The 18,035-nt window shown below is 60.0% G+C and carries 12 protein-coding genes and 3 tRNA genes; 12 read left to right on the top strand and 3 right to left on the bottom strand.

Annotation, left to right across the window (positions count from 1 at the left end; translation table 11 throughout):
- Nucleotides 1–68: 68 nt before the first annotated feature.
- The 3 genes from AC1Q6X_RS02890 (at nucleotide 69) to AC1Q6X_RS02880 (ending at nucleotide 4,719) form a co-directional block, all read left to right on the top strand.
- Entirely contained in the window at nucleotides 69–1,232 is a 1,164-nt protein-coding gene (locus AC1Q6X_RS02890; RefSeq protein ID WP_083287531.1) for an efflux RND transporter periplasmic adaptor subunit, read from the top strand.
- The gene (locus AC1Q6X_RS02885; RefSeq protein WP_492494973.1) at nucleotides 1,229–4,339 is read left to right on the top strand and encodes an efflux RND transporter permease subunit; all 3,111 of its coding nucleotides are present in this window, start codon (nucleotides 1,229–1,231) and stop codon (nucleotides 4,337–4,339) included. The genes AC1Q6X_RS02890 and AC1Q6X_RS02885 overlap by 4 nt, the downstream gene beginning before the upstream one ends.
- Before the next feature lie 297 nt (nucleotides 4,340–4,636).
- Nucleotides 4,637–4,719, top strand: a tRNA-Leu gene (locus tag AC1Q6X_RS02880).
- A gap of 60 nt (nucleotides 4,720–4,779) precedes the next feature.
- Here AC1Q6X_RS02880 and AC1Q6X_RS02875 read toward each other — a convergent pair.
- Together AC1Q6X_RS02875 and AC1Q6X_RS02870 are read right to left on the bottom strand one after the other, a co-directional pair.
- The gene (locus AC1Q6X_RS02875) at nucleotides 4,780–6,351 is read right to left on the bottom strand and encodes a hypothetical protein (RefSeq protein ID WP_492494971.1); all 1,572 of its coding nucleotides are present in this window, start codon (nucleotides 6,349–6,351) and stop codon (nucleotides 4,780–4,782) included.
- Complete coding sequence (locus tag AC1Q6X_RS02870) at nucleotides 6,314–6,496, bottom strand: hypothetical protein (RefSeq protein ID WP_070288232.1); 183 nt, start codon at nucleotides 6,494–6,496, stop codon at nucleotides 6,314–6,316. Before AC1Q6X_RS02870 ends, AC1Q6X_RS02875 begins: the two co-directional genes overlap by 38 nt.
- 599 nt (nucleotides 6,497–7,095) lie before the next feature.
- Here AC1Q6X_RS02870 and tig point away from each other — a divergent pair.
- The 8 genes from tig (at nucleotide 7,096) to AC1Q6X_RS02830 (ending at nucleotide 16,401) form a co-directional block, all read left to right on the top strand.
- On the top strand, nucleotides 7,096–8,436 hold the full coding sequence (gene tig, locus AC1Q6X_RS02865) for a trigger factor (protein ID WP_046685568.1): 1,341 nt from the start codon (nucleotides 7,096–7,098) through the stop codon (nucleotides 8,434–8,436).
- An 85-nt stretch (nucleotides 8,437–8,521) separates the two neighbouring features.
- The gene (gene clpP / locus AC1Q6X_RS02860; RefSeq protein WP_369811567.1) at nucleotides 8,522–9,139 is read left to right on the top strand and encodes an ATP-dependent Clp endopeptidase proteolytic subunit ClpP; all 618 of its coding nucleotides are present in this window, start codon (nucleotides 8,522–8,524) and stop codon (nucleotides 9,137–9,139) included.
- A 199-nt stretch (nucleotides 9,140–9,338) separates the two neighbouring features.
- Nucleotides 9,339–10,607, top strand: a complete 1,269-nt coding sequence (gene clpX / locus AC1Q6X_RS02855) for an ATP-dependent Clp protease ATP-binding subunit ClpX (RefSeq protein ID WP_010398446.1) — start codon at nucleotides 9,339–9,341, stop codon at nucleotides 10,605–10,607.
- A gap of 276 nt (nucleotides 10,608–10,883) precedes the next feature.
- A complete protein-coding gene (gene lon, locus AC1Q6X_RS02850) occupies nucleotides 10,884–13,295 on the top strand; it encodes an endopeptidase La (protein WP_034751007.1) in 2,412 nt (803 codons plus the stop codon).
- Nucleotides 13,296–13,499: 204 nt separating this feature from the next.
- Nucleotides 13,500–13,772, top strand: coding sequence for an HU family DNA-binding protein (locus AC1Q6X_RS02845; RefSeq protein ID WP_010398442.1), 273 nt, complete (start codon nucleotides 13,500–13,502; stop codon nucleotides 13,770–13,772).
- 125 nt (nucleotides 13,773–13,897) lie between these two features.
- Nucleotides 13,898–13,974 (top strand) — tRNA-Asp (locus AC1Q6X_RS02840).
- Nucleotides 13,975–13,991: 17 nt separating this feature from the next.
- Nucleotides 13,992–14,068, top strand: a tRNA-Asp gene (locus AC1Q6X_RS02835).
- 410 nt (nucleotides 14,069–14,478) lie between these two features.
- Complete coding sequence (locus tag AC1Q6X_RS02830; RefSeq protein ID WP_492494967.1) at nucleotides 14,479–16,401, top strand: SurA N-terminal domain-containing protein; 1,923 nt, start codon at nucleotides 14,479–14,481, stop codon at nucleotides 16,399–16,401.
- A gap of 168 nt (nucleotides 16,402–16,569) precedes the next feature.
- Here the strand turns inward: AC1Q6X_RS02830 and AC1Q6X_RS02825 are convergent, their stop codons facing one another.
- The gene (locus AC1Q6X_RS02825; protein WP_492494965.1) at nucleotides 16,570–17,259 is read right to left on the bottom strand and encodes an arylesterase; all 690 of its coding nucleotides are present in this window, start codon (nucleotides 17,257–17,259) and stop codon (nucleotides 16,570–16,572) included.
- Between AC1Q6X_RS02825 and AC1Q6X_RS02820 the strand changes: the two genes are divergently transcribed.
- Nucleotides 17,258–18,019 carry an ABC transporter ATP-binding protein gene (locus AC1Q6X_RS02820; RefSeq protein ID WP_409026412.1) on the top strand — a complete coding sequence of 254 codons (762 nt, stop codon included), beginning with the start codon at nucleotides 17,258–17,260 and terminating at the stop codon, nucleotides 18,017–18,019. The two genes, AC1Q6X_RS02825 and AC1Q6X_RS02820, sit on opposite strands and share 2 nt — an antisense overlap.
- The last annotated feature ends 16 nt before the right edge of the window (nucleotides 18,020–18,035 follow it).

Here is an 18,035-nt window from a genome sequence, read left to right as displayed (position 1 = left end):
GTCCAAAGGACAGGCAAAAAGTTTCTCCGCATAAAAATATTGCAGCCCGCATAGTAAAGGAAAATACCTTGTTTGCCCTGAAAACCCTGCGCCGCGAGACCGGCGCATCCGCACTTCCTGCCTTGCGGCTGATTGCCGCCGCGGCCCTTGCGACTACCTTGGCGGCCTGTTCCAAGCCTGCCGTCAAAGTGGAAGACGTGCGTCCCGTCCGTGCCATCGTGTTGTCTAGTAGTAATGTTGACGTGAGTGCCGAGCTGTCGGGCGAAGTCGTGCCCCGCGTCGTATCGCAGCTGGGTTTCCGCGTGGGCGGCAAGATCGTCGCGCGCAAGGTCGACGTGGGCGCCAGCGTCAAGAAGGGGCAAGTGCTGATGCAACTCGATCCTGTCGACTTGCAGCTGTCGCAGGCGCAGGCCAAGGCTTCGCTGGTGAGCGCGGAAACGAACCGCGACCTGGCGCGCGCGGAATTGAAGCGCTACCAGGACTTGCGCGAGAAAAATTTCGTCAGCCAGGCCGTGCTCGATGGCAAGGACGCCACCTACAAGGCGGCGCAGGCAAACGTGGAAGCGGCGCAAGCCCTGTACCGGGGCCAGGCGAACCAGTCCGGCTATGCCAGCCTGCTGGCCGATGCGGACGGCGTCGTCACGCGCATCGATGCGGAAGTAGGGCAGGTGGTGGCGCCCGGTGCGCCCGTCGTGGTGGTGGCCAAGAGCGGCGAGAAGGAAGTGGTGATCGGCATTCCTGAAGACAAAGTAGAAACCTTGCGCAGTGTCAAGGATGTGGTCGTGCGTCTGTGGGCCGACCCGAAGCAGGCGCTGCCGGGCAAGATCCGCGAAGTGTCGCCCGTGGCCGATGCGGCCACGCGCACCTATACTGCCAAGGTCAGCATCCCGGACGCGCCGCAAGTGCGCCTGGGCATGACGGCCGTGGTGCAGTTCGCTTCCCAGACGGCCACGCCGCAGATCAAGGTGCCGCTGACGGCCCTGTTCAATGAAAAGTCGCAAAGCTCCGTCTGGGTGGTGGAAAACGGCGCCGTGAAGCTCGTGCCGGTGACGGTGGGCGGCGTGGCGGGCAATGAGTTGCTGCTGGCCTCGGGCGTGAAAGCGGGGCAGACGGTGGTCACGGCCGGCGTCAACCTGCTCAAGCCTGGCCAGAAAGTGACCATCCTCGGTGCCGAACTGGCCAGCAAGCCGGATGTCGCCGCTGCCGCCGTCAGCGTGGGTGCGGCCAAATGAAGGGCGGCTTCAATCTGTCGCGCTGGGCCCTCGAACACATCCCGCTGACGCGCTACCTGATGGCCGTGCTGCTGATCGGCGGCATGCTCAGCTACGCCAACCTGGGTCAGGATGAGGATCCGCCGTTCACCTTCCGCGCCATGGTCCTGCAAGCGTACTGGCCCGGCGCCACGGCGCTGCAGATGGCCGAGCAGGTGACGGACAAGCTGGAAAAGAAACTGCAGGAAACGCCATACATCGACGAGATCACCAGCTATTCGAAGCCGGGCGAAACCTTGATCCTGCTGGAGCTGCGCGAATCGGCGCCGCCCAAGGAAACGGCGGCCGCCTGGTACCAGGTGCGCAAAAAGATCGGCGACATCAAGGGCACCTTGCCGGCCGGCGTCGTGGGCCCGTTCTTCAACGACGAGTTCGGCGACACCTACGGCTCCATCTTCGCCCTGTCCGGCGACGGTTTTACGTACGCGGAAATGAAGGATTACGCGGACAAGGTGCGCCAGGAACTGCTGGCCGTGGGGCAGGTGTCGAAAGTAGAACTGTTCGGCGTGCAGGATGAAAAGATTAATATTATCTTTTCGCACAAGAAATTTGCCCAGCTGGGCATTCCTTTCGATGCCATCGTGCAGCAATTGTCCGAGCAAAACAGCATCAACGCCACGGGCGTGCTGGTGACGCCGACGGATAACCTGCAAGTGCGCGTGACGGGCGCCATGCTGACCGTCAAGGACCTGGAAAATCTGGAATTGCGCGCCAACGGCACCACCTTCCGCCTCGGCGACTTTGCCACGGTGAAACGTGAATTCGTCGATCCGCCCAAGGACAAGATGCGCTTCAACGGCAAGGAAGTGATCGGCCTGGGCGTATCGATGGAAAAGGGCGGCAACATCATCGACATGGGCAAGGCCTTGCAGGCAACCGTCACGCGCATGAAGAGCGAATTGCCGGTTGGCATAGAATTGCAGCGCGTGTCGAACCAGCCGGAAGCCGTGTCCGCTTCCGTGGGCGAGTTCGTGCATACCCTGATCGAAGCCATTCTGATCGTGCTGGCCGTCAGCTTTGTCGCGCTGGGCTTGCACACGAAGCCGCTGCGCATCGACGTGCGCCCGGGCCTGGTGGTGGCGCTGACCATTCCGCTGGTGCTGGCCGTCACTTTCCTGTTCATGCGCCTGCTCGACATCGACTTGCACAAGATCTCGCTGGGCGCGCTGATCATCGCGCTGGGCTTGCTGGTCGACGACGCCATCATCGCCGTCGAGATGATGGTGCGCAAGATGGAAGAGGGCATGTCCCGCTTCGATGCGGCCACGTTCGCCTACACGTCGACGGCCATGCCCATGCTGACGGGCACCCTGATCACGGTGGCGGGCTTCCTGCCCATCGGCCTGGCCAAGTCGGCCGCCGGCGAATACACGTTCTCCTTGTTCTCCGTCAATGCGCTGGCCCTGATTATCTCGTGGGTGGTGGCCGTCGTCTTCACTCCCTATATCGGCTACGTCTTGCTGAAGGTGAAACCGCACGCGCATGACGACCATGAATTGTTCGATACGCCGAACTTCCGCCGTTTCCGCCGCGCCGTCACCTGGTGCGTGGAGTGGCGCAAGACGACGATCGCCGCCACCCTGGCCATCTTTGCACTGGGTATTTACGGCTTTAACTTTATCGAAAAGCAATTCTTCCCCGATTCCAGCCGTCCGGAACTGATGGTGGAACTGTGGTCGCCCGAAGGCACGACGTTTGCTGCTAACGAGAAACAGGTGAAGAAGTTCGAGGCTTTTGTTGGCAAGCTCGACGGCGTGGAAAGCGTCACCAGCTACGTGGGAACCGGTAGTCCCCGTTTCTACTTGCCGCTCGATCAGATCTTCCCGCAGACCAACGTGTCGCAAGTGGTGGTCTTGCCGAAGAGCCTGGCCGACCGCGAACGCTTGCGCCAGCAAATCGTCGACGTCTTCAAGAAAGATTTCCCGGAAGTACGGGGCCGGGTGAAACTGTTGCCGAACGGACCGCCGGTGCCGTATCCCGTGCAATTTCGCGTCATGGGGCCGGAGGTGGCCGGTGTGCGCGCCATTGCCGACCAGGTCAAGGACATCATGCGCGCCAATCCGAACACCCTGGGCGTGAACGATAACTGGAACGAATCGGTGAAAGTGCTGCGCCTGGACCTGGACCAGGACAAGATGCGCGCGCTGGGCGTTACCTCGAAAACGGTGATGCAGGCGGCCAATACGATTCTGTCGGGCACGGTCATCGGCCAGTTCCGCGAAGACAACAAGCTGATCGATATCCAGGTACGCCAGCCTTTGGCCGAACGGGCGACGATTTCCGTGCTGAATGACACGAATATCCCGACGGCGACGGGCAAGTCCGTGCCCATCTCGCAGCTGGCCCGCGCGCATTTTGTATGGGAACCGGGTGTGGTCTGGCGTGACAAGCGCGAATGGGCCATTACCGTGCAGTCCGACGTGATCGACGGCATCCAGGGCGCCACCGTGTCGACGCAACTGGCGCCGCAGCTCGATGCCTTGCGCGCCAAAATGCCGGCCGGTTACCGCATCGTCGTGAAAGGCGTGGCGGCCGACAGCGGCGAGGCGGAAGCGTCGATCTCGGCGAACTTGCCGCTGGCCATTTTCATCATCTTCACCTTGCTGATGCTGCAACTGCACAGTTTCTCGCGTTCCTTGCTGGTCTTCCTGACGGGGCCGCTGGGCGTGGCGGGTGCCGCGTTTGCCTTGCTGGCGCTGGGGCGGCCACTTGGTTTCGTGGCCAACCTGGGCATCATCGCGCTGTTCGGCATGATCATCCGCAACTCGGTGATCCTTGTCGACCAGATCGAGCAAGACATCAATGACGGTTCGACGCCATGGGACGCCATCATCGACTCGGCCGTGCGCCGCTGCCGACCCATCGTGCTGACGGCCGCCGCCGCGGCGCTGGCCATGATCCCGCTGTCGCGTTCGGTCTTCTGGGGGCCGATGGCGGTCGCCATCATGGGGGGATTGATCCTGGCAACGGCCTTGACCTTGCTGTTCCTGCCGGCCCTGTATGCGGCCTGGTTCCGGGTCAAGAAGCCGGACCCTGCGGCAAGGGAAGCGGGTACGCCGGCTGTGTAGTGCCCTGGCGGGTGGCCGCATGCTGCATACGCCATGTACCCGAACGGCGAAAATGCCGGGGTCGCACCCTGAGGGTGCGACCCCAGTGCTTGCTTTGGGGTGAAAATGCGGCCAACTGGCCGGTGGCGCGCTCTGAGGCGCAGCAAAAAAAAGGCGGCATTCCTCTGGGAAATCCAGTAGAATGCCGCCTTTGCTTTACCGAGGGCTTGCTCTATCAGTCCACGGTAGCCAGATCGCCCACGAGTTGTTAAAATCAGGGGCAGCAGCCTGTGGCAAGTAGCACAAAGTAGTACAAATGCGGATGTGGTGGAATTGGTAGACACGCTGGTCTTAGAAGCCAGTGCTTCGGCTTGGGAGTTCGAGTCTCCCCATCCGCACCAATCCGGGTTGTTCCAGCCCGGAAGTGCAGCACCATCAAAATTTTCCCTGAACTAATTTCATCAGCCCAGTGCGCCGAGTGCGCCCAGTTGCCTGCTCGACTGCTGCACCATCTGCGCAATCAGTGCCTGCGCCTGCGGGTAGCCGCTTCTTTCCATTAATTTATCATCTTCAGTCAGCGGCCAAAGTGCCTGCAAGACGCGCTGCCGTGCCTGCGGCCAGTTGTACTCCTGCGCATGGGTTGACTGCGGTGCTTCCTGATCCAGCAGGTACAGCGCCTCGCGCGTCATCGCCACCTCTTGCTGCGCCTGGGCGGCCAGCATGTCGCTGCGGGGCGGCGGCTGCCGCGCGAGGAAAGTGTCGAGCTTGCGGCTCTGGCGTTCGTACAGGTCGAGCAGCAGGTGCAAGGTGGCGCCGCTGGGCCGCCGTTGCGTGTCGAGTGCGTCGAGCACGTCCAGCAGCCAATGCGTCATCTGGCGCCCGGCCAATCCCAGTTCCGGCCAGGTGGTGCTGTGCAATTGTTCGCCCAGGTAGCGGGCGCGGTCGATGGCGCGCCGGCTGCCGCTCATGTGCTGGCCGATGGGGCCGTACTGTGGCGCCAGCGCCGCTTCCTGGCGCTCGGCCAGCAGGCACAGCAACGCCAGGTGGACATATACATGAAAGGCGGCCAAGGTGCGATGGGCATCCCAATAGTGATTGCCATCGTTATCGGGCGCATTCCACAGTGAGCAGACCTTGGCGCCGTCGTCGCGCGCATAGTCGGGCGCCAGCAGGCTGTGGCCGTGGCGGAAGTCGTACAGTTTCTGGTGCAGCGACTCGTGCAGCAAGTGCTCGGCCAGCCACCAGGGGTTGCCAATCAATTCTTGGTTCAGGAACACGCTGCCATTGACGCGAAATTGCGAGCTGGACGCCTTGCCGCGCCACGTGCCCAGCTTGGGAAACAGGGCGATCAACTGGACATGAGAAAGCGCGCTGGCCGTCAGGCGGGGCAGCAGGGTTTCCAGCAAGCCTAGCCCGCGGCGCAGCAGCGCCCGTTCCTGCGGCGTGGGCGTGGCCAGCGGTGCGCCGTAGTTATCGTCCATCACGGCAAGAAAGGCGCGCGCATACGGCGTGCCTTCCTGCCAGGCATGCCAAATGTAGGTGTCACATTCGGTGTCCGCTTCTTCCATGGTGCGCCCCTCGTGCAAGCGTGCCACGGGCGGCAGATGGGCCACCAGCGGGCCGCCGGGCAGGCCCGCTTCCAGATGCTCGCTGGCCGCCTGGAACAGTGCCGCGCATTGCGGCAGGGGCAGTCCGTACTCGTCACCCAAGTGCAGCTGGCGCATGGCGTGCTGGACGGCGCAGCGCAGCACCGTGTCGCCCAGTAACTGGCGTTGGCGCGCGGGCGGCGCCGTATCGAGCGCGCCGGCCAGCCGTTCGGCCTCGGGCAGGGTGCCGCCCAGCTTGTGCAGGCGCCGCCGGTAGGCGACGGCCAGCTGGTCGCGGATGTAGCCGCTGTCGCCAAAGGCGCGGTGGGTCACCAGCGCCGTTTCCACGGCGGCCAGCACGTCCGCATCCGGTGGAGCGGCTCGCAGGGTAGGCGCAGCCACTGCCGGGTCAGGCGACGGTAGGATGGTCGTGGTCGTGGTGGCCATCGCCCTTCATGCGCAATTCCATTTCATCGACTTCCGTCTGGATTTTTTGCAGATCGTCGTCCGTGACGCCGTCGAGCAGGCGGCTGAGGACCATTTGCAGCTTGGCTTTGGCGTTGCTGGAACTGCCGGGTGTGCTATCGCTCATGATGTTTTCTCCTTTAAATTCACTTGGAGAGGGGATGCGCGGCTTAGGTTTGCCTGAAAAATGGCCAAATTGAGGTAAATCAAAGGTTTTTTGGCCGAAATCTTCGCCAGGAGCGCATTTCTTTGTTTCGGACGGGCCGCCAGTTCGCATATACTAATGAACGAAGCAGGCTGGAAAGCCTGTCTCTGGCGAAATAAAGAATGCCGGGGCAAGAGTAAAGACAGGGCCATCCAGGCTGTAGCGATTCGTTCGCCGCCGCCGGTATCCTCTGTGGCGTGGCTGCAAAGCCAGCCACTTTCCCGAAGTCCTTTGTTATAATGCCACGCTTTACCGAATGATGGCCGGCCCTGCATTTACTGAGAAGCAGGGTTGGACGCTCGGAGCCCTGTCGCAGTACTGGAAGCGGCGGATTGTTTGGTGCCTGGTGCGGGTTTTTCCCTCCGCCGGGTAGACCAGGTCCATCGTCCTGTTTTCAGTGCTTTTACAGATGAATATGCGAGCGAGTGAAGCTGGACCCATGTCTTGCGCCAGTGATGGCGCAAGGGGTCGGGTCTTCTTTTCTCGCACCAACAGTGTTTATTTTTTGGACGATTTTTTACATGGCAACTGCAGTCGAAACCTTGGGCAAACTCGAACGTCGTATCACGATCTCCTTCCCGCTGACGGACGTCCGCACGGAAGTTGAGAAGCGCCTGAAAGTGCAAGCCCGTACGGCTAAGGCACCGGGCTTCCGTCCGGGCAAAGTGCCGTTGAAAATGGTCGCAGCACAATACGGCTACCAAATTGAATCCGAAGTGCTGAATGACAAAGTCGGCCGCGCGTTCAACGACGCCGCCAACGAAAACAATCTGCGCGTGGCCGGTTTCCCGAACATCGTGCCGAAAGAAGAAGCCGCCGAAGGCCAGCTGGCTTTCGACGCCACGTTCGAAGTGTATCCGGAAGTCGCCATCGGCGACCTGACGGCCGTTGAAATCGAAACCGTGCAAGCCGACGTGTCGGAAGCCGAAATCGACAAGACCATCGACATCCTGCGCAAGCAGCGCGTGCACTTCCACACCAAGGGCGAAGCTGGCGAACACGGCGACGGCGGTGAGGCTATCGCTGCCAACGGCGACCGCGTGACCGTCGACTTCGTCGGCTCGATCGACGGTGTTGAATTCCCAGGCGGCAAAGCTGAAGGCTACGCTTTCGTGCTGGGCGAAGGCCGCATGCTGCCGGAATTCGAAGCAGCGACCCTGGGCCTGAAAGTGGGCGAGTCGAAGACTTTCCCGTTGTCGTTCCCAGAGGACTACCATGGTAAAGACGTGGCCGGCAAAACCGCTTCGTTCACCATCACGCTGCAAAAGCTGGAATGGGCGCACCTGCCGGAAGTCGATGCCGAATTCGCCAAATCGCTGGGCGTTGCCGATGGCGACCTGGCCAAAATGCGCGAAGACATCAAAGTCAACCTGCAGCGCGAAGTCGCTGGCCGCGTAAAAGCACGCAACAAGGAAGCCGTCATGGACGCGCTGATCAAAGTTGCTGAGCTGGAAGTGCCAAAAACCCTGATCGCTCAGGATTCCGAGCGCCTGGCCGAAATGACCCGCCAGGACATGGCGCAGCGCGGCATGAACGTCAAGGACGTGCCTTTCCCAGCAGAACTGTTCGCGGAAAAAGCCGAGCGTCGCGTACGCCTGGGCCTGATCCTGTCGCAACTGGTGGGCGACAACAACCTGCAGGCTACGCCTGAGCAAGTCAAGGCGCAGATCGAAGACTTCGCCCAAAGCTACGAAGATCCGCGCGAAGTGCTGAAGTACTACTACAGCGACCGTCGTCGTCTGGGTGAGATCGAAGCCCTTGTATTGGAAGAAAACGTCGTCACTTACGTGTTGGGCCTGTCGAAAGTCACGACGAAAGCAGTTGCTTTCGACGAACTGATGGGAAGCAACGCACAAGCGTAAACCAGTTGGTATCCGGATGCCGCTCCCGGCCGTCAGGCCGGGGCGGCGCCCTCTAACTGCTTCACAAGGAAATGAAATGACAGGTATGAACCGTAATCCGGCGCTGGACACAGAGATGCTCGGCCTGGTGCCGATGGTGGTGGAACAAAGCGGTCGCGGCGAGCGCTCGTATGATATTTACTCGCGCCTGCTGAAGGAACGCTTGATTTTCATGGTCGGCCCGGTCAATGACCAGATGGCCAACCTGGTTGTCGCCCAGCTGCTGTTCCTGGAAAGCGAAAATCCGGAAAAGGAAATCTCGCTCTACATCAACTCGCCAGGTGGTTCGGTCTCGGCCGGCATGGCCATCTACGACACCATGCAGTTCATCAAGCCGGACGTCTCGACCCTGTGCACGGGCATGGCTGCTTCGATGGGCGCTTTCCTGCTGGCCGCTGGCGCCAAGGGCAAGCGTTTCTCGCTGCCGAACTCGCGCATCATGATTCACCAGCCGTCCGGTGGTTCGCAAGGCATGGCGTCCGACATCGAGATCCAGGCGAAGGAAATCCTTTACCTGCGCACCCGCTTGAACGGCATCATGGCCGAGCGCACGGGCCAGACGATCGAACAGATCGCCAAGGACACCGACCGCGACCGTTTCATGTCCGCCGACGAGGCCGTTGAGTATGGTTTGATCGACAAAGTGTTGACCAGCCGCGCTTGATGAGCCCCTACCGGTATTGCTAAGCAAGTAAGTAAACGCCCGGGCGATCAAACGTTCGGGCGTTTCGCTTTTATTTCGGGTAGCATGGAGCTTGTGCACGTTGTTGACTTGCGCCATGGGTAGCTGCCTTTCCGGCAACTACCGCACTCCGGCTTGCGATTTTGCAATATTGTTAATGCAGTTCCAACCAAAATGCCTTATGTCAGACAAAAAATCCTCTAGCGGCGAAAAATTACTGTATTGCTCGTTCTGCGGCAAAAGCCAGCACGAGGTGAAGAAACTCATCGCCGGCCCGTCCGTGTTCATTTGCGACGAGTGCATCGACCTGTGCAACGACATCATCCGTGATGAAACGTCGAGCATCGAGACGGTGACCGGTACCAAATCCGACCTGCCGACGCCGCAAGAAATTGCCGCCTTGCTCGATCAGTACGTGATCGGCCAGCAGACTGCCAAGCGCATCCTGTCGGTGGCGGTGTACAACCATTACAAGCGCCTCAAGCACCTGGGCAAGAAAGACGACATCGAACTGGCCAAGAGCAACATCTTGCTGGTCGGTCCTACCGGCTCGGGCAAGACCCTGCTGGCACAGACCCTGGCGCGCATGCTCAACGTGCCGTTCGTGATCGCCGACGCCACCACCCTGACCGAAGCCGGTTACGTGGGTGAGGACGTGGAAAACATCATCCAGAAGCTGCTGCAAAGCTGCAACTATGACGTCGAGAAAGCCCAGCGCGGCATCGTCTACATCGATGAAATCGACAAGATTTCGCGCAAGTCCGACAATCCGTCCATCACGCGCGACGTGTCGGGCGAGGGCGTGCAGCAAGCCTTGTTGAAACTCATCGAAGGCACGATGGCTTCCGTGCCGCCACAAGGCGGCCGCAAGCATCCGAACCAGGATTTCGTGCAGATCGACACGACCAACATCATGTTCATCTGCGGCGGCGCCTTCGACGGCCTGTCGAAAGTGATCGCCAACCGTTCCGAAAAGAGCGGCATCGGCTTCTCGGCGACGGTGCGCAGCAAGTCGCAAAGCTCGGCCAGCGAACTGATGTTGCAAGCGGAGCCGGAAGATCTGGTCAAGTTCGGCCTGATCCCGGAACTGGTCGGCCGTCTGCCCGTCATCGCCACCCTGGCGGAATTGACGGAAGAGGCGCTGATCCAGATCCTCGTCGAGCCGAAGAATGCGCTGATCAAGCAGTATTCGAAGCTGCTCGAGATGGAAGGCGCGGAACTGGAGATTCGTCCGGCCGCCCTGCATGCGATCGCCAAGAAGGCGCTGGCGCGCAAGACCGGCGCCCGTGGCCTGCGTTCCATCCTGGAGCATGCTTTGCTGGACGTCATGTACGAACTGCCGAGCGAACAAAATGTGGTGAAGGTCGTCATCGACGAAAATACCATCACCAGTGGCGCCAAACCTTTGTTGATTTATCAAGAGACTGCCAAGGCCTCCGGAGAAAATTGATTACTGCCGAGACAAATGCATAAAAAGGATTTTGATTCCTTAATGCATGGCAGTACAATTTAAATCAATGAGTGCAGGCTTCAATCGGAAAGCCACTCGCGGCGCTTAGCTGCGCGTGGCTTTTTTACTGTGAAAACTGCATTTATTACCGTCATGCGGGTGTGTTTTGCGAAATAGACAGAAAAATGTTTGTTTCACAGAATTATTTATTCTCGCCGGTCTTGTGTTTTGGCAGCGAGCGCCAACATCGTAAACACGCTTTCTATAAGGTACGCCATGACAACTTCCAAATTAACTGAGCAAACTCAACTGCCGTTATTGCCGTTGCGGGATGTCGTCGTTTTCCCGCATATGGTGATACCGCTGTTCGTTGGCCGTCCAAAGTCGATCAAGGCGCTGGAAGCTGCGATGGAGCAGGGCAAGAGCATCATGCTTGCCGCTCAAAAAGCAGCCGCGAAGGACGAGCCGTCTCCTTCGGATATCTATGAAATTGGCTGCGTTGCCAATATTCTGCAAATGCTGAAGCTGCCCGATGGCACCGTCAAGGTGCTGGTCGAAGGCGCGCAGCGTGCCCGTATCAACCACATCAGCGATGCGCCGACGCACTTTATCGCCGACCTGACGCCGCTCGAGTCCGAGCCAGGCGACGAGTCGGAAGTCGAAGCCATGCGCCGCGCGATCGTGCAGCAGTTCGACCAGTACGTCAAACTGAACAAAAAGATCCCGCCCGAAATCCTGGCATCCTTGTCGGGCATCGACGATGCCGGCCGCCTGGCCGACACGGTGGCCGCGCATCTGCCCCTGAAACTGGAGCAAAAACAAGTCATCCTGGAAATTTTCAGCGTGGCCAAGCGCCTCGAGCACCTGCTGGGCCAGCTCGAAGGCGAGCTCGACATCCTGCAGGTGGAAAAGCGCATCCGCGGCAGAGTCAAGCGCCAGATGGAAAAGTCGCAGCGCGAGTACTACCTGAACGAGCAAGTCAAGGCGATCCAGAAAGAACTGGGCGAGGGCGAAGATGGTGCCGACCTCGACGAGCTGGAGAAAAAAGTCGCTTCGGCCAAGATGCCGAAGGAAGCGCTCGACAAGGCCACCAACGAGTTGAAAAAACTCAAGCTGATGTCGCCGATGTCGGCCGAAGCCACCGTTGTGCGCAACTACATCGACACCCTCGTCAACTTGCCTTGGAAAAAGAAATCCAAGGTCAATAACGACCTGTCGAATGCGGAAAAAGTGCTCGAAGGCGACCACTACGGCCTCGACAAGGTCAAGGAACGCATCCTGGAATACCTCGCGGTGCAACAGCGCGTCGACAAGCTCAAAGCGCCTATCCTGTGCTTCGTCGGTCCTCCGGGCGTCGGCAAGACCTCGCTGGGCCAGTCCATCGCCCGCGCGACGAACCGCAAGTTCGTGCGCATGGCCCTGGGCGGCGTGCGCGACGAAGCCGAGATCCGCGGCCACCGCCGCACTTATATCGGCTCGATGCCGGGCAAGATCTTGCAATCGCTGTCGAAAGTCGGCGTGCGCAATCCTTTGTTCCTGCTCGATGAAGTCGACAAGATGGGCGCCGATTTCCGCGGCGATCCTTCGTCGGCCCTGCTGGAAGTGTTGGACCCGGAACAGAACCACACGTTCTCCGACCATTACATCGAAGTCGATTTCGACCTCTCCGACGTGATGTTCGTGGCCACGTCGAACTCGTACAACATTCCGCCAGCCTTGCTTGACCGCATGGAAGTGATCCGTCTGTCCGGTTACACGGAAGATGAAAAGACCAGCATCGCGCAGCGTTACCTGCTGCCGAAGCAGATCAAGAACAATGGCTTGAAGGAAGAGGAAATCTCGGTGGCCGAGTCGGCCTTGCGCGACATCATCCGCTACTACACGCGGGAAGCCGGTGTGCGTTCGCTCGAGCGTGAAGTGTCGAAGATCTGCCGCAAGGTGGTCAAGATGCTGCTGCTGAAGAAATCCGACAAGAAAGTCATCGTCAACTCGAAGAACCTGGACAAGTTCCTCGGCGTGCGCCGCTACGATTTCGGTGTCGCAGAGAAAGAAAACCAGGTGGGCCAGGTGGTCGGTCTGGCATGGACGGAAGTGGGCGGCGATCTGCTGACCATCGAAGCCGTGTCGATGCCGGGCAAGGGCGGCATCATCCGCACGGGTACCCTGGGCGACGTCATGAAAGAGTCGATCGAGGCAGCCCGCACGGTGGTGCGCAGCCGGGCACAGCGCCTGGGCATCAAGGCGGACGTGTTCGAGAAGAGCGACATCCACATCCACGTGCCGGAAGGCGCGACACCGAAGGACGGTCCTTCGGCTGGCGCGGCCATGACGGTGGCGATGGTGTCGGTCTTCACGGGCATCCCCGTGCGCGCCGACGTGGCGATGACGGGCGAGATCACCTTGCGCGGCGAAGTGTTGCCGATCGGCGGCCTGAAAGAAAAGCTGCTGGCAGCGCATCGCGGCGGCATCAAGACGGTCCTGATTCCAGAGCAAAACGTGAAAGACCTGGCCGACATTCCGGACAACGTCAAGAACAAGCTGGAGATCGTACCGGTGCGCTGGATCGACAAAGTGCTGGAAATCGCCCTCGAACGCATGCCTGAAGCGTTGGCGGACGTCGCTGCGGTGGAGGCTGTCACGGCCGCCGCGGCCAAGCCTGACGCGGCCGGCGAGGTAGTAAAACACTAACGTTTTACCCCTGTTTTCCCCAAACAAGCGCTTTTAGAGCGCTTGTTTTATATTGAAACGTGAATTGCGCCCCCAAAGCGCTTGACACATATACAGTGTGGCTTGTTTAATACGCCTGCACATTTTTTTCGCCGGACAGCTGTGGTGCCAAAAGTGCCGCAACGATACGGTAAACGTTTTATACCTTTGTAATTGGGGATGCTAGTGAACAAGACTGAATTGATCGACCACATTGCTGAAAAAGCTGACATTTCCAAAGCCGCCGCTGCGCGCGCACTCGACGCTGTTATCGGCGGCGTGACGGAAACTTTGAAAAACAACGACAGCGTAACGCTGGTTGGTTTTGGCACTTTCTCGGTCAGCGAACGCGCTGAACGTACCGGCCGCAATCCGCGTACCAAAGAAGCGATCACGATCGAAGCAGCAAAAGTTCCAAAATTTAAAGCTGGTAAAGCTTTGAAGGATGCTGTAAACTAACGGACTTCGGTGAGGTGACAATCACCGGAAACATTTGGCGGCGCCTTCGGGTGCCGCGATTTCAAGGTTGACGTTCTGCGAATTGCAGCCTTGAATGCAAATGCAAGCAGTACTGTGTATTTTTCGGAGTGGTAGTTCAGTTGGTTAGAATGCCGGCCTGTCACGTCGGAGGTCGCGGGTTCGAGTCCCGTCCGCTCCGCCAAAAAAATACGCTCTTAAGGAGTGGTAGTTCAGTTGGTTAGAATACCGGCCTGTCACGTCGGGGGTCGCGGGTTCGAGTCCCGTCCGCTCCGCCAGAATATAGAAGCCCGCGCTGCTGAATAAGTAGCGCGGGTTTTTCTTTTTCAGCGCCAGATTATCTCGGTGCGCCGTCTTTTAGAATCCCGTCCTGCCGTTTTGAATAAAACGCACCTCGATTTAAATCCGCTTTAAGCTGCGCCCGGTTTAATGCCTGCCCTGGCGCCTTGCCGTTCAGGCGGCGCCAGGGCAGGGCGCGCGCCCTGATTTACCCTTGCTATAGCGCTATGGGCATTGTAGAATCAGGAGATAATGGCTTGGGCGTCAGAATCCTGCTTTAGTTCCAGCGCCAAGTTGTTGAATCTAAAGGGGAAGTGGACATCTGTCCCGTCCATTCCGCCGAAGAAATCAAGGCGAACGCATGTTCGCCTTTTTTTATAGTGATCCACTCATCCCGAATTGGCTGACCATGTTTGAATTTATTCGTACCCATCGACGCTTGATGCAGTTTCTTCTGATGCTGGTCATCGTCCCGTCTTTTGCACTGGTCGGTATCAGCGGCTACCAAAGCTTCGGCGATGGCGCGAACACCATCGCCAAGGTCGGCGACCAGGTCGTTACGCAGCAGCAATATGAAGAAGCGCAACGCCAGCAGATCGACCGCTACCGCCAGATGATGGGCGAGCAGTTCGACCAGAAAATGTTTGACACGCCGGAAGCCCGCAAGAGCATCCTCGACAACCTGATCGCCGAGCGCGCCGTGGCCGCCGAAGTGGGCCGTAGCCGCCTGGTCATCAGCGATGCCGTGCTGCAAAAGGAAGTGCTGGAAATCCCAGGCTTGACCTTGCCGGACGGTAAATTCGACCTGGAACGCTACAAGGCCATGCTGGCCGCCCAAGGCATGTCCCCACAGCAGTACGATGCGCGCCGCCGCAGCGACCTGGCCCTGCAGCAACTGGCGGGCGCCGTGCAAGGTACGGCCTTCGCCCCGAACACCGTGTCCAAGCGCCTGTCCGACATCACCTCGGAAGAGCGTGAAGTGCAGGAACTGCTGTTGCCGATCGCCCAGTACGTGCCGGAAGTCAAAGTGACGGACGCCATGATCAAGGCCTTCTATGACAAGAACAGCAAGTTCTTCGAAATCCCGGAACAAGCCAAGATCGAATACGTCGTGCTCGACGACAGCGCTGCGGGCGAGCAAGTCGACGTCAGCGACGCCGACGTGACTGCCTACTACGCGAAGAACCAGAAAGCCTACACGACGCCAGAGGCGCGCCAGGCCAGCCACATCCTGGTCGCCGTCAAGAAAGATGCATCGGCCGCCGACAAGGCCGCCGCCAAGGCCAAGGCCGAAGCGATCCTGGCGGAAGTACGCAAGGCGCCTGCCAGCTTCGCCGCCGTGGCGAAAGCCAAGTCGGAAGATCCGGCATCCGCCGAACAGGGCGGCGATCTGGGCGTGATCGGCAAGGATGGCTTGCCGGCACCGTTGCTGAGCGCTGTAAGCAAGCTCAAGCAAGGCGAAATCAGCGACGTCGTCGCTTCCGATTTCGGCTACCACATCCTGACCGTCACCTCGCTCAAGCCGCAGCACGTGCGTGCGCTGGACGAAGTACGCGGCGAAATCACGGCCGACCTGCGCAAGCAATTTGCTGCCAAGAAATACTCGGAAATGGCGGAAACGTTCACCAACACGGTCTACGAGCAATCGGACAGCCTGAAACCGGTGGCCGACAAGCTGAAGCTGAAAGTGGAAACCGCCGCCAACCTGTCGCGTACGCCGTCGCCGGCACTGGGCAAGGCGCCGTTCAACAACGCCAAGTTCCTCACCGCCATCTTCTCGAACGACTCGCTGAAAGACAAGCGCAACACGGAAGCCGTCACCGTCGCGCCGAACGTGCTGATCGCCGGCCGCGTGGTGGAATTCAAGCCCGCTTCGAAGCGTCCGCTGGCCGAAGTCGAAGCGATGATCCGTCAGCGCGTGACCATGGAAGAAGCGGAAAAGTTGGCCAAGAAAGCGGGCGAGACCAAGCTGGCCGCCTTGAAAGCCTCGGGCGACGCCACCGGTTTCGGCGCAGCGCAATGGGTGTCGCGCAGCAAGCTGGACGGCATCAACCGCGCCGCCATCGCGCAAGTCATGAAGGCGGACACGAGCAAACTGCCAGCGTACGTGGGCGTGGACTTGCCAGCCCTGGGTTACGGCATCTACCGCATCGCCAAGGTGCAGCAGCCGGCGCAAGTGGATGCGGCGCGCCGCCAGCAAGAGAAAGACCAGATCAGCGGCATCCTGGCACAACAGGAAATGTTCGATTACGTCGAATACCTGAAGGCCAAGGCCAAGGTGAAGATCGTCAAACCGGTCACCGCGCCAGCGGCCCCAGCGCCAGCGCCGTAAGATTTAGTTTCCACGCATAAAAATAGCCGCTCTTGAGCGGCTATTTTTTTTGTCTGTGAGTCGGGAACTTTATTTAACCCACCGGCGTAAGACTGGGGTCGGACCCTCAGGGTCCGACCCCGGCAGTTCGGCCTTAGGGGTGAAAATTGAGTGAGCTTATGAACCGGCTTACTTCGCCCCCAGCAACGGCGCCAGCCGCGGCCAGATATTTTTCAAAATGGTCGGGTGCGCCTGCGCATTCGGGTGCATGCGGTCGGCCTGGAACAGCTGCGGCTGGTCGGCGATGCCTTCGAACATGAAGGGCACGAGCGGCGCCTTCCATTCCTTGGCCAGCTTGCCGTACACGCCATAAAATTGTTCACCGTAGGCGCGGCCATAGTTGGGCGGCATGCGCATACCCACCAGCACCACCTGCGCCCCCGTCTTTTTCACGGCGTCGCCCATGGCGCGCAGGTTCGCTTCGGCGGCCGCTACGGGCAAGCCGCGCAAGCCGTCGTTGGCGCCCAGTTCGATCAGCACGACGTCGGGCTGGTGCTTGGCCAGCAGCGCGGGCAGGCGGGCGCGGCCGCCGCTGGTGGTCTCGCCGCTGATGCTGGCGTTGACGATGCGCGTGTCGTTCTTTTGCGCTTGCAGCCGCTGTTCCAGCAGCGCCACCCAGCCAGTACCGCGTGCCAGCCCATACTCGGCCGAGAGACTATCGCCGAGCACCAGCAGCGTTTTTGGTGCAGAATAGGCGTTCGTCATGCTCGATACCAGCAGCAGGGCTGCCGCAGGAAGCAGGGACAGCGTGCGCCGCCGCAGGCGGTTGCCGCCCTTGACACTTATTTGTTCACGAAATTTTTTAAGATAGATCAGCATGCCCGAATTCCCTAAAGCGACTTCCACCAGTTTTCTCCCGTCCGACGCGGCGGCCCAGCGGCCCGCCGCACTCAACAGTCAAAACAGCCAAAATGCCCGGCCGGCCATCGAAGTGGTCCAGCTGGCCAAGCGCGTACCCGATGCCGATGGTGAGCTGACCATCCTGCATCAAGTCGATTTTACCGTGCAAACGGCGGAGACGCTGGCCATCGTCGGCGCCTCCGGTTCCGGCAAGTCGACGTTGCTCGGTTTGCTGGCCGGCCTGGACACGCCCAGCGACGGCAAGGTGGTGCTCGACGGTACCGATATCTTCGCGCTGGACGAAGACGGCCGCGCCGGTTTCCGCAAGGAAAAGCTCGGTTTCGTGTTCCAGTCGTTTCAGCTGCTGGCCCACCTGACGGCGCTGGAAAACGTCATGCTGCCGCTGGAATTGCGGGGCGACCCCGATGCGAAGGAAAAGGCGCAAGCCATGCTGGGCAGAGTCAACCTGGGCAGCCGCCTGAAACACTATCCGAAATACCTGTCCGGCGGCGAGCAGCAGCGCGTGGCCCTGGCCCGCGCGTTCGTGACGGAGCCGCCGCTGCTGTTTGCCGATGAACCGACGGGCAGCCTGGACGCCGCCACGGGCGAGGCCGTGATCCGGCTGATGTTCGAGCTGAACCGCGAACGGGGTTCGACCCTGGTGCTCGTCACGCACGACAGTTCAATTGCGGCCCGTTGCGGCCGCACCATCACGATTGCGGCGGGCAGGTTGGTGTGATTGCTGGTGGTGATTG

This window comes from Janthinobacterium sp. GW823-FHT06H09 (assembly GCF_058794735.1).
This window is presented reverse-complemented; position numbering and strand designations above follow the sequence as displayed.

Excerpts from the sequence above, each read along its gene's own strand:
- AC1Q6X_RS02885 (WP_492494973.1), top strand. The coding sequence starts at position 1,229 with ATGAAGGGCGGCTTCAATCTGTCGCGCTGGGCCCTCGAACACATCCCG.
- AC1Q6X_RS02875 (WP_492494971.1), bottom strand. The coding sequence starts at position 6,351 with ATGGCCACCACGACCACGACCATCCTACCGTCGCCTGACCCGGCAGTG.
- AC1Q6X_RS02870 (WP_070288232.1), bottom strand. The coding sequence starts at position 6,496 with ATGAGCGATAGCACACCCGGCAGTTCCAGCAACGCCAAAGCCAAGCTG.
- tig (WP_046685568.1), top strand. The coding sequence starts at position 7,096 with ATGGCAACTGCAGTCGAAACCTTGGGCAAACTCGAACGTCGTATCACG.
- clpP (WP_369811567.1), top strand. The coding sequence starts at position 8,522 with ATGAACCGTAATCCGGCGCTGGACACAGAGATGCTCGGCCTGGTGCCG.
- clpX (WP_010398446.1), top strand. The coding sequence starts at position 9,339 with ATGTCAGACAAAAAATCCTCTAGCGGCGAAAAATTACTGTATTGCTCG.
- lon (WP_034751007.1), top strand. The coding sequence starts at position 10,884 with ATGACAACTTCCAAATTAACTGAGCAAACTCAACTGCCGTTATTGCCG.
- AC1Q6X_RS02830 (WP_492494967.1), top strand. The coding sequence starts at position 14,479 with ATGTTTGAATTTATTCGTACCCATCGACGCTTGATGCAGTTTCTTCTG.
- AC1Q6X_RS02820 (WP_409026412.1), top strand. The coding sequence starts at position 17,258 with ATGCCCGAATTCCCTAAAGCGACTTCCACCAGTTTTCTCCCGTCCGAC.
- AC1Q6X_RS02825 (WP_492494965.1), bottom strand. The coding sequence starts at position 17,259 with ATGCTGATCTATCTTAAAAAATTTCGTGAACAAATAAGTGTCAAGGGC.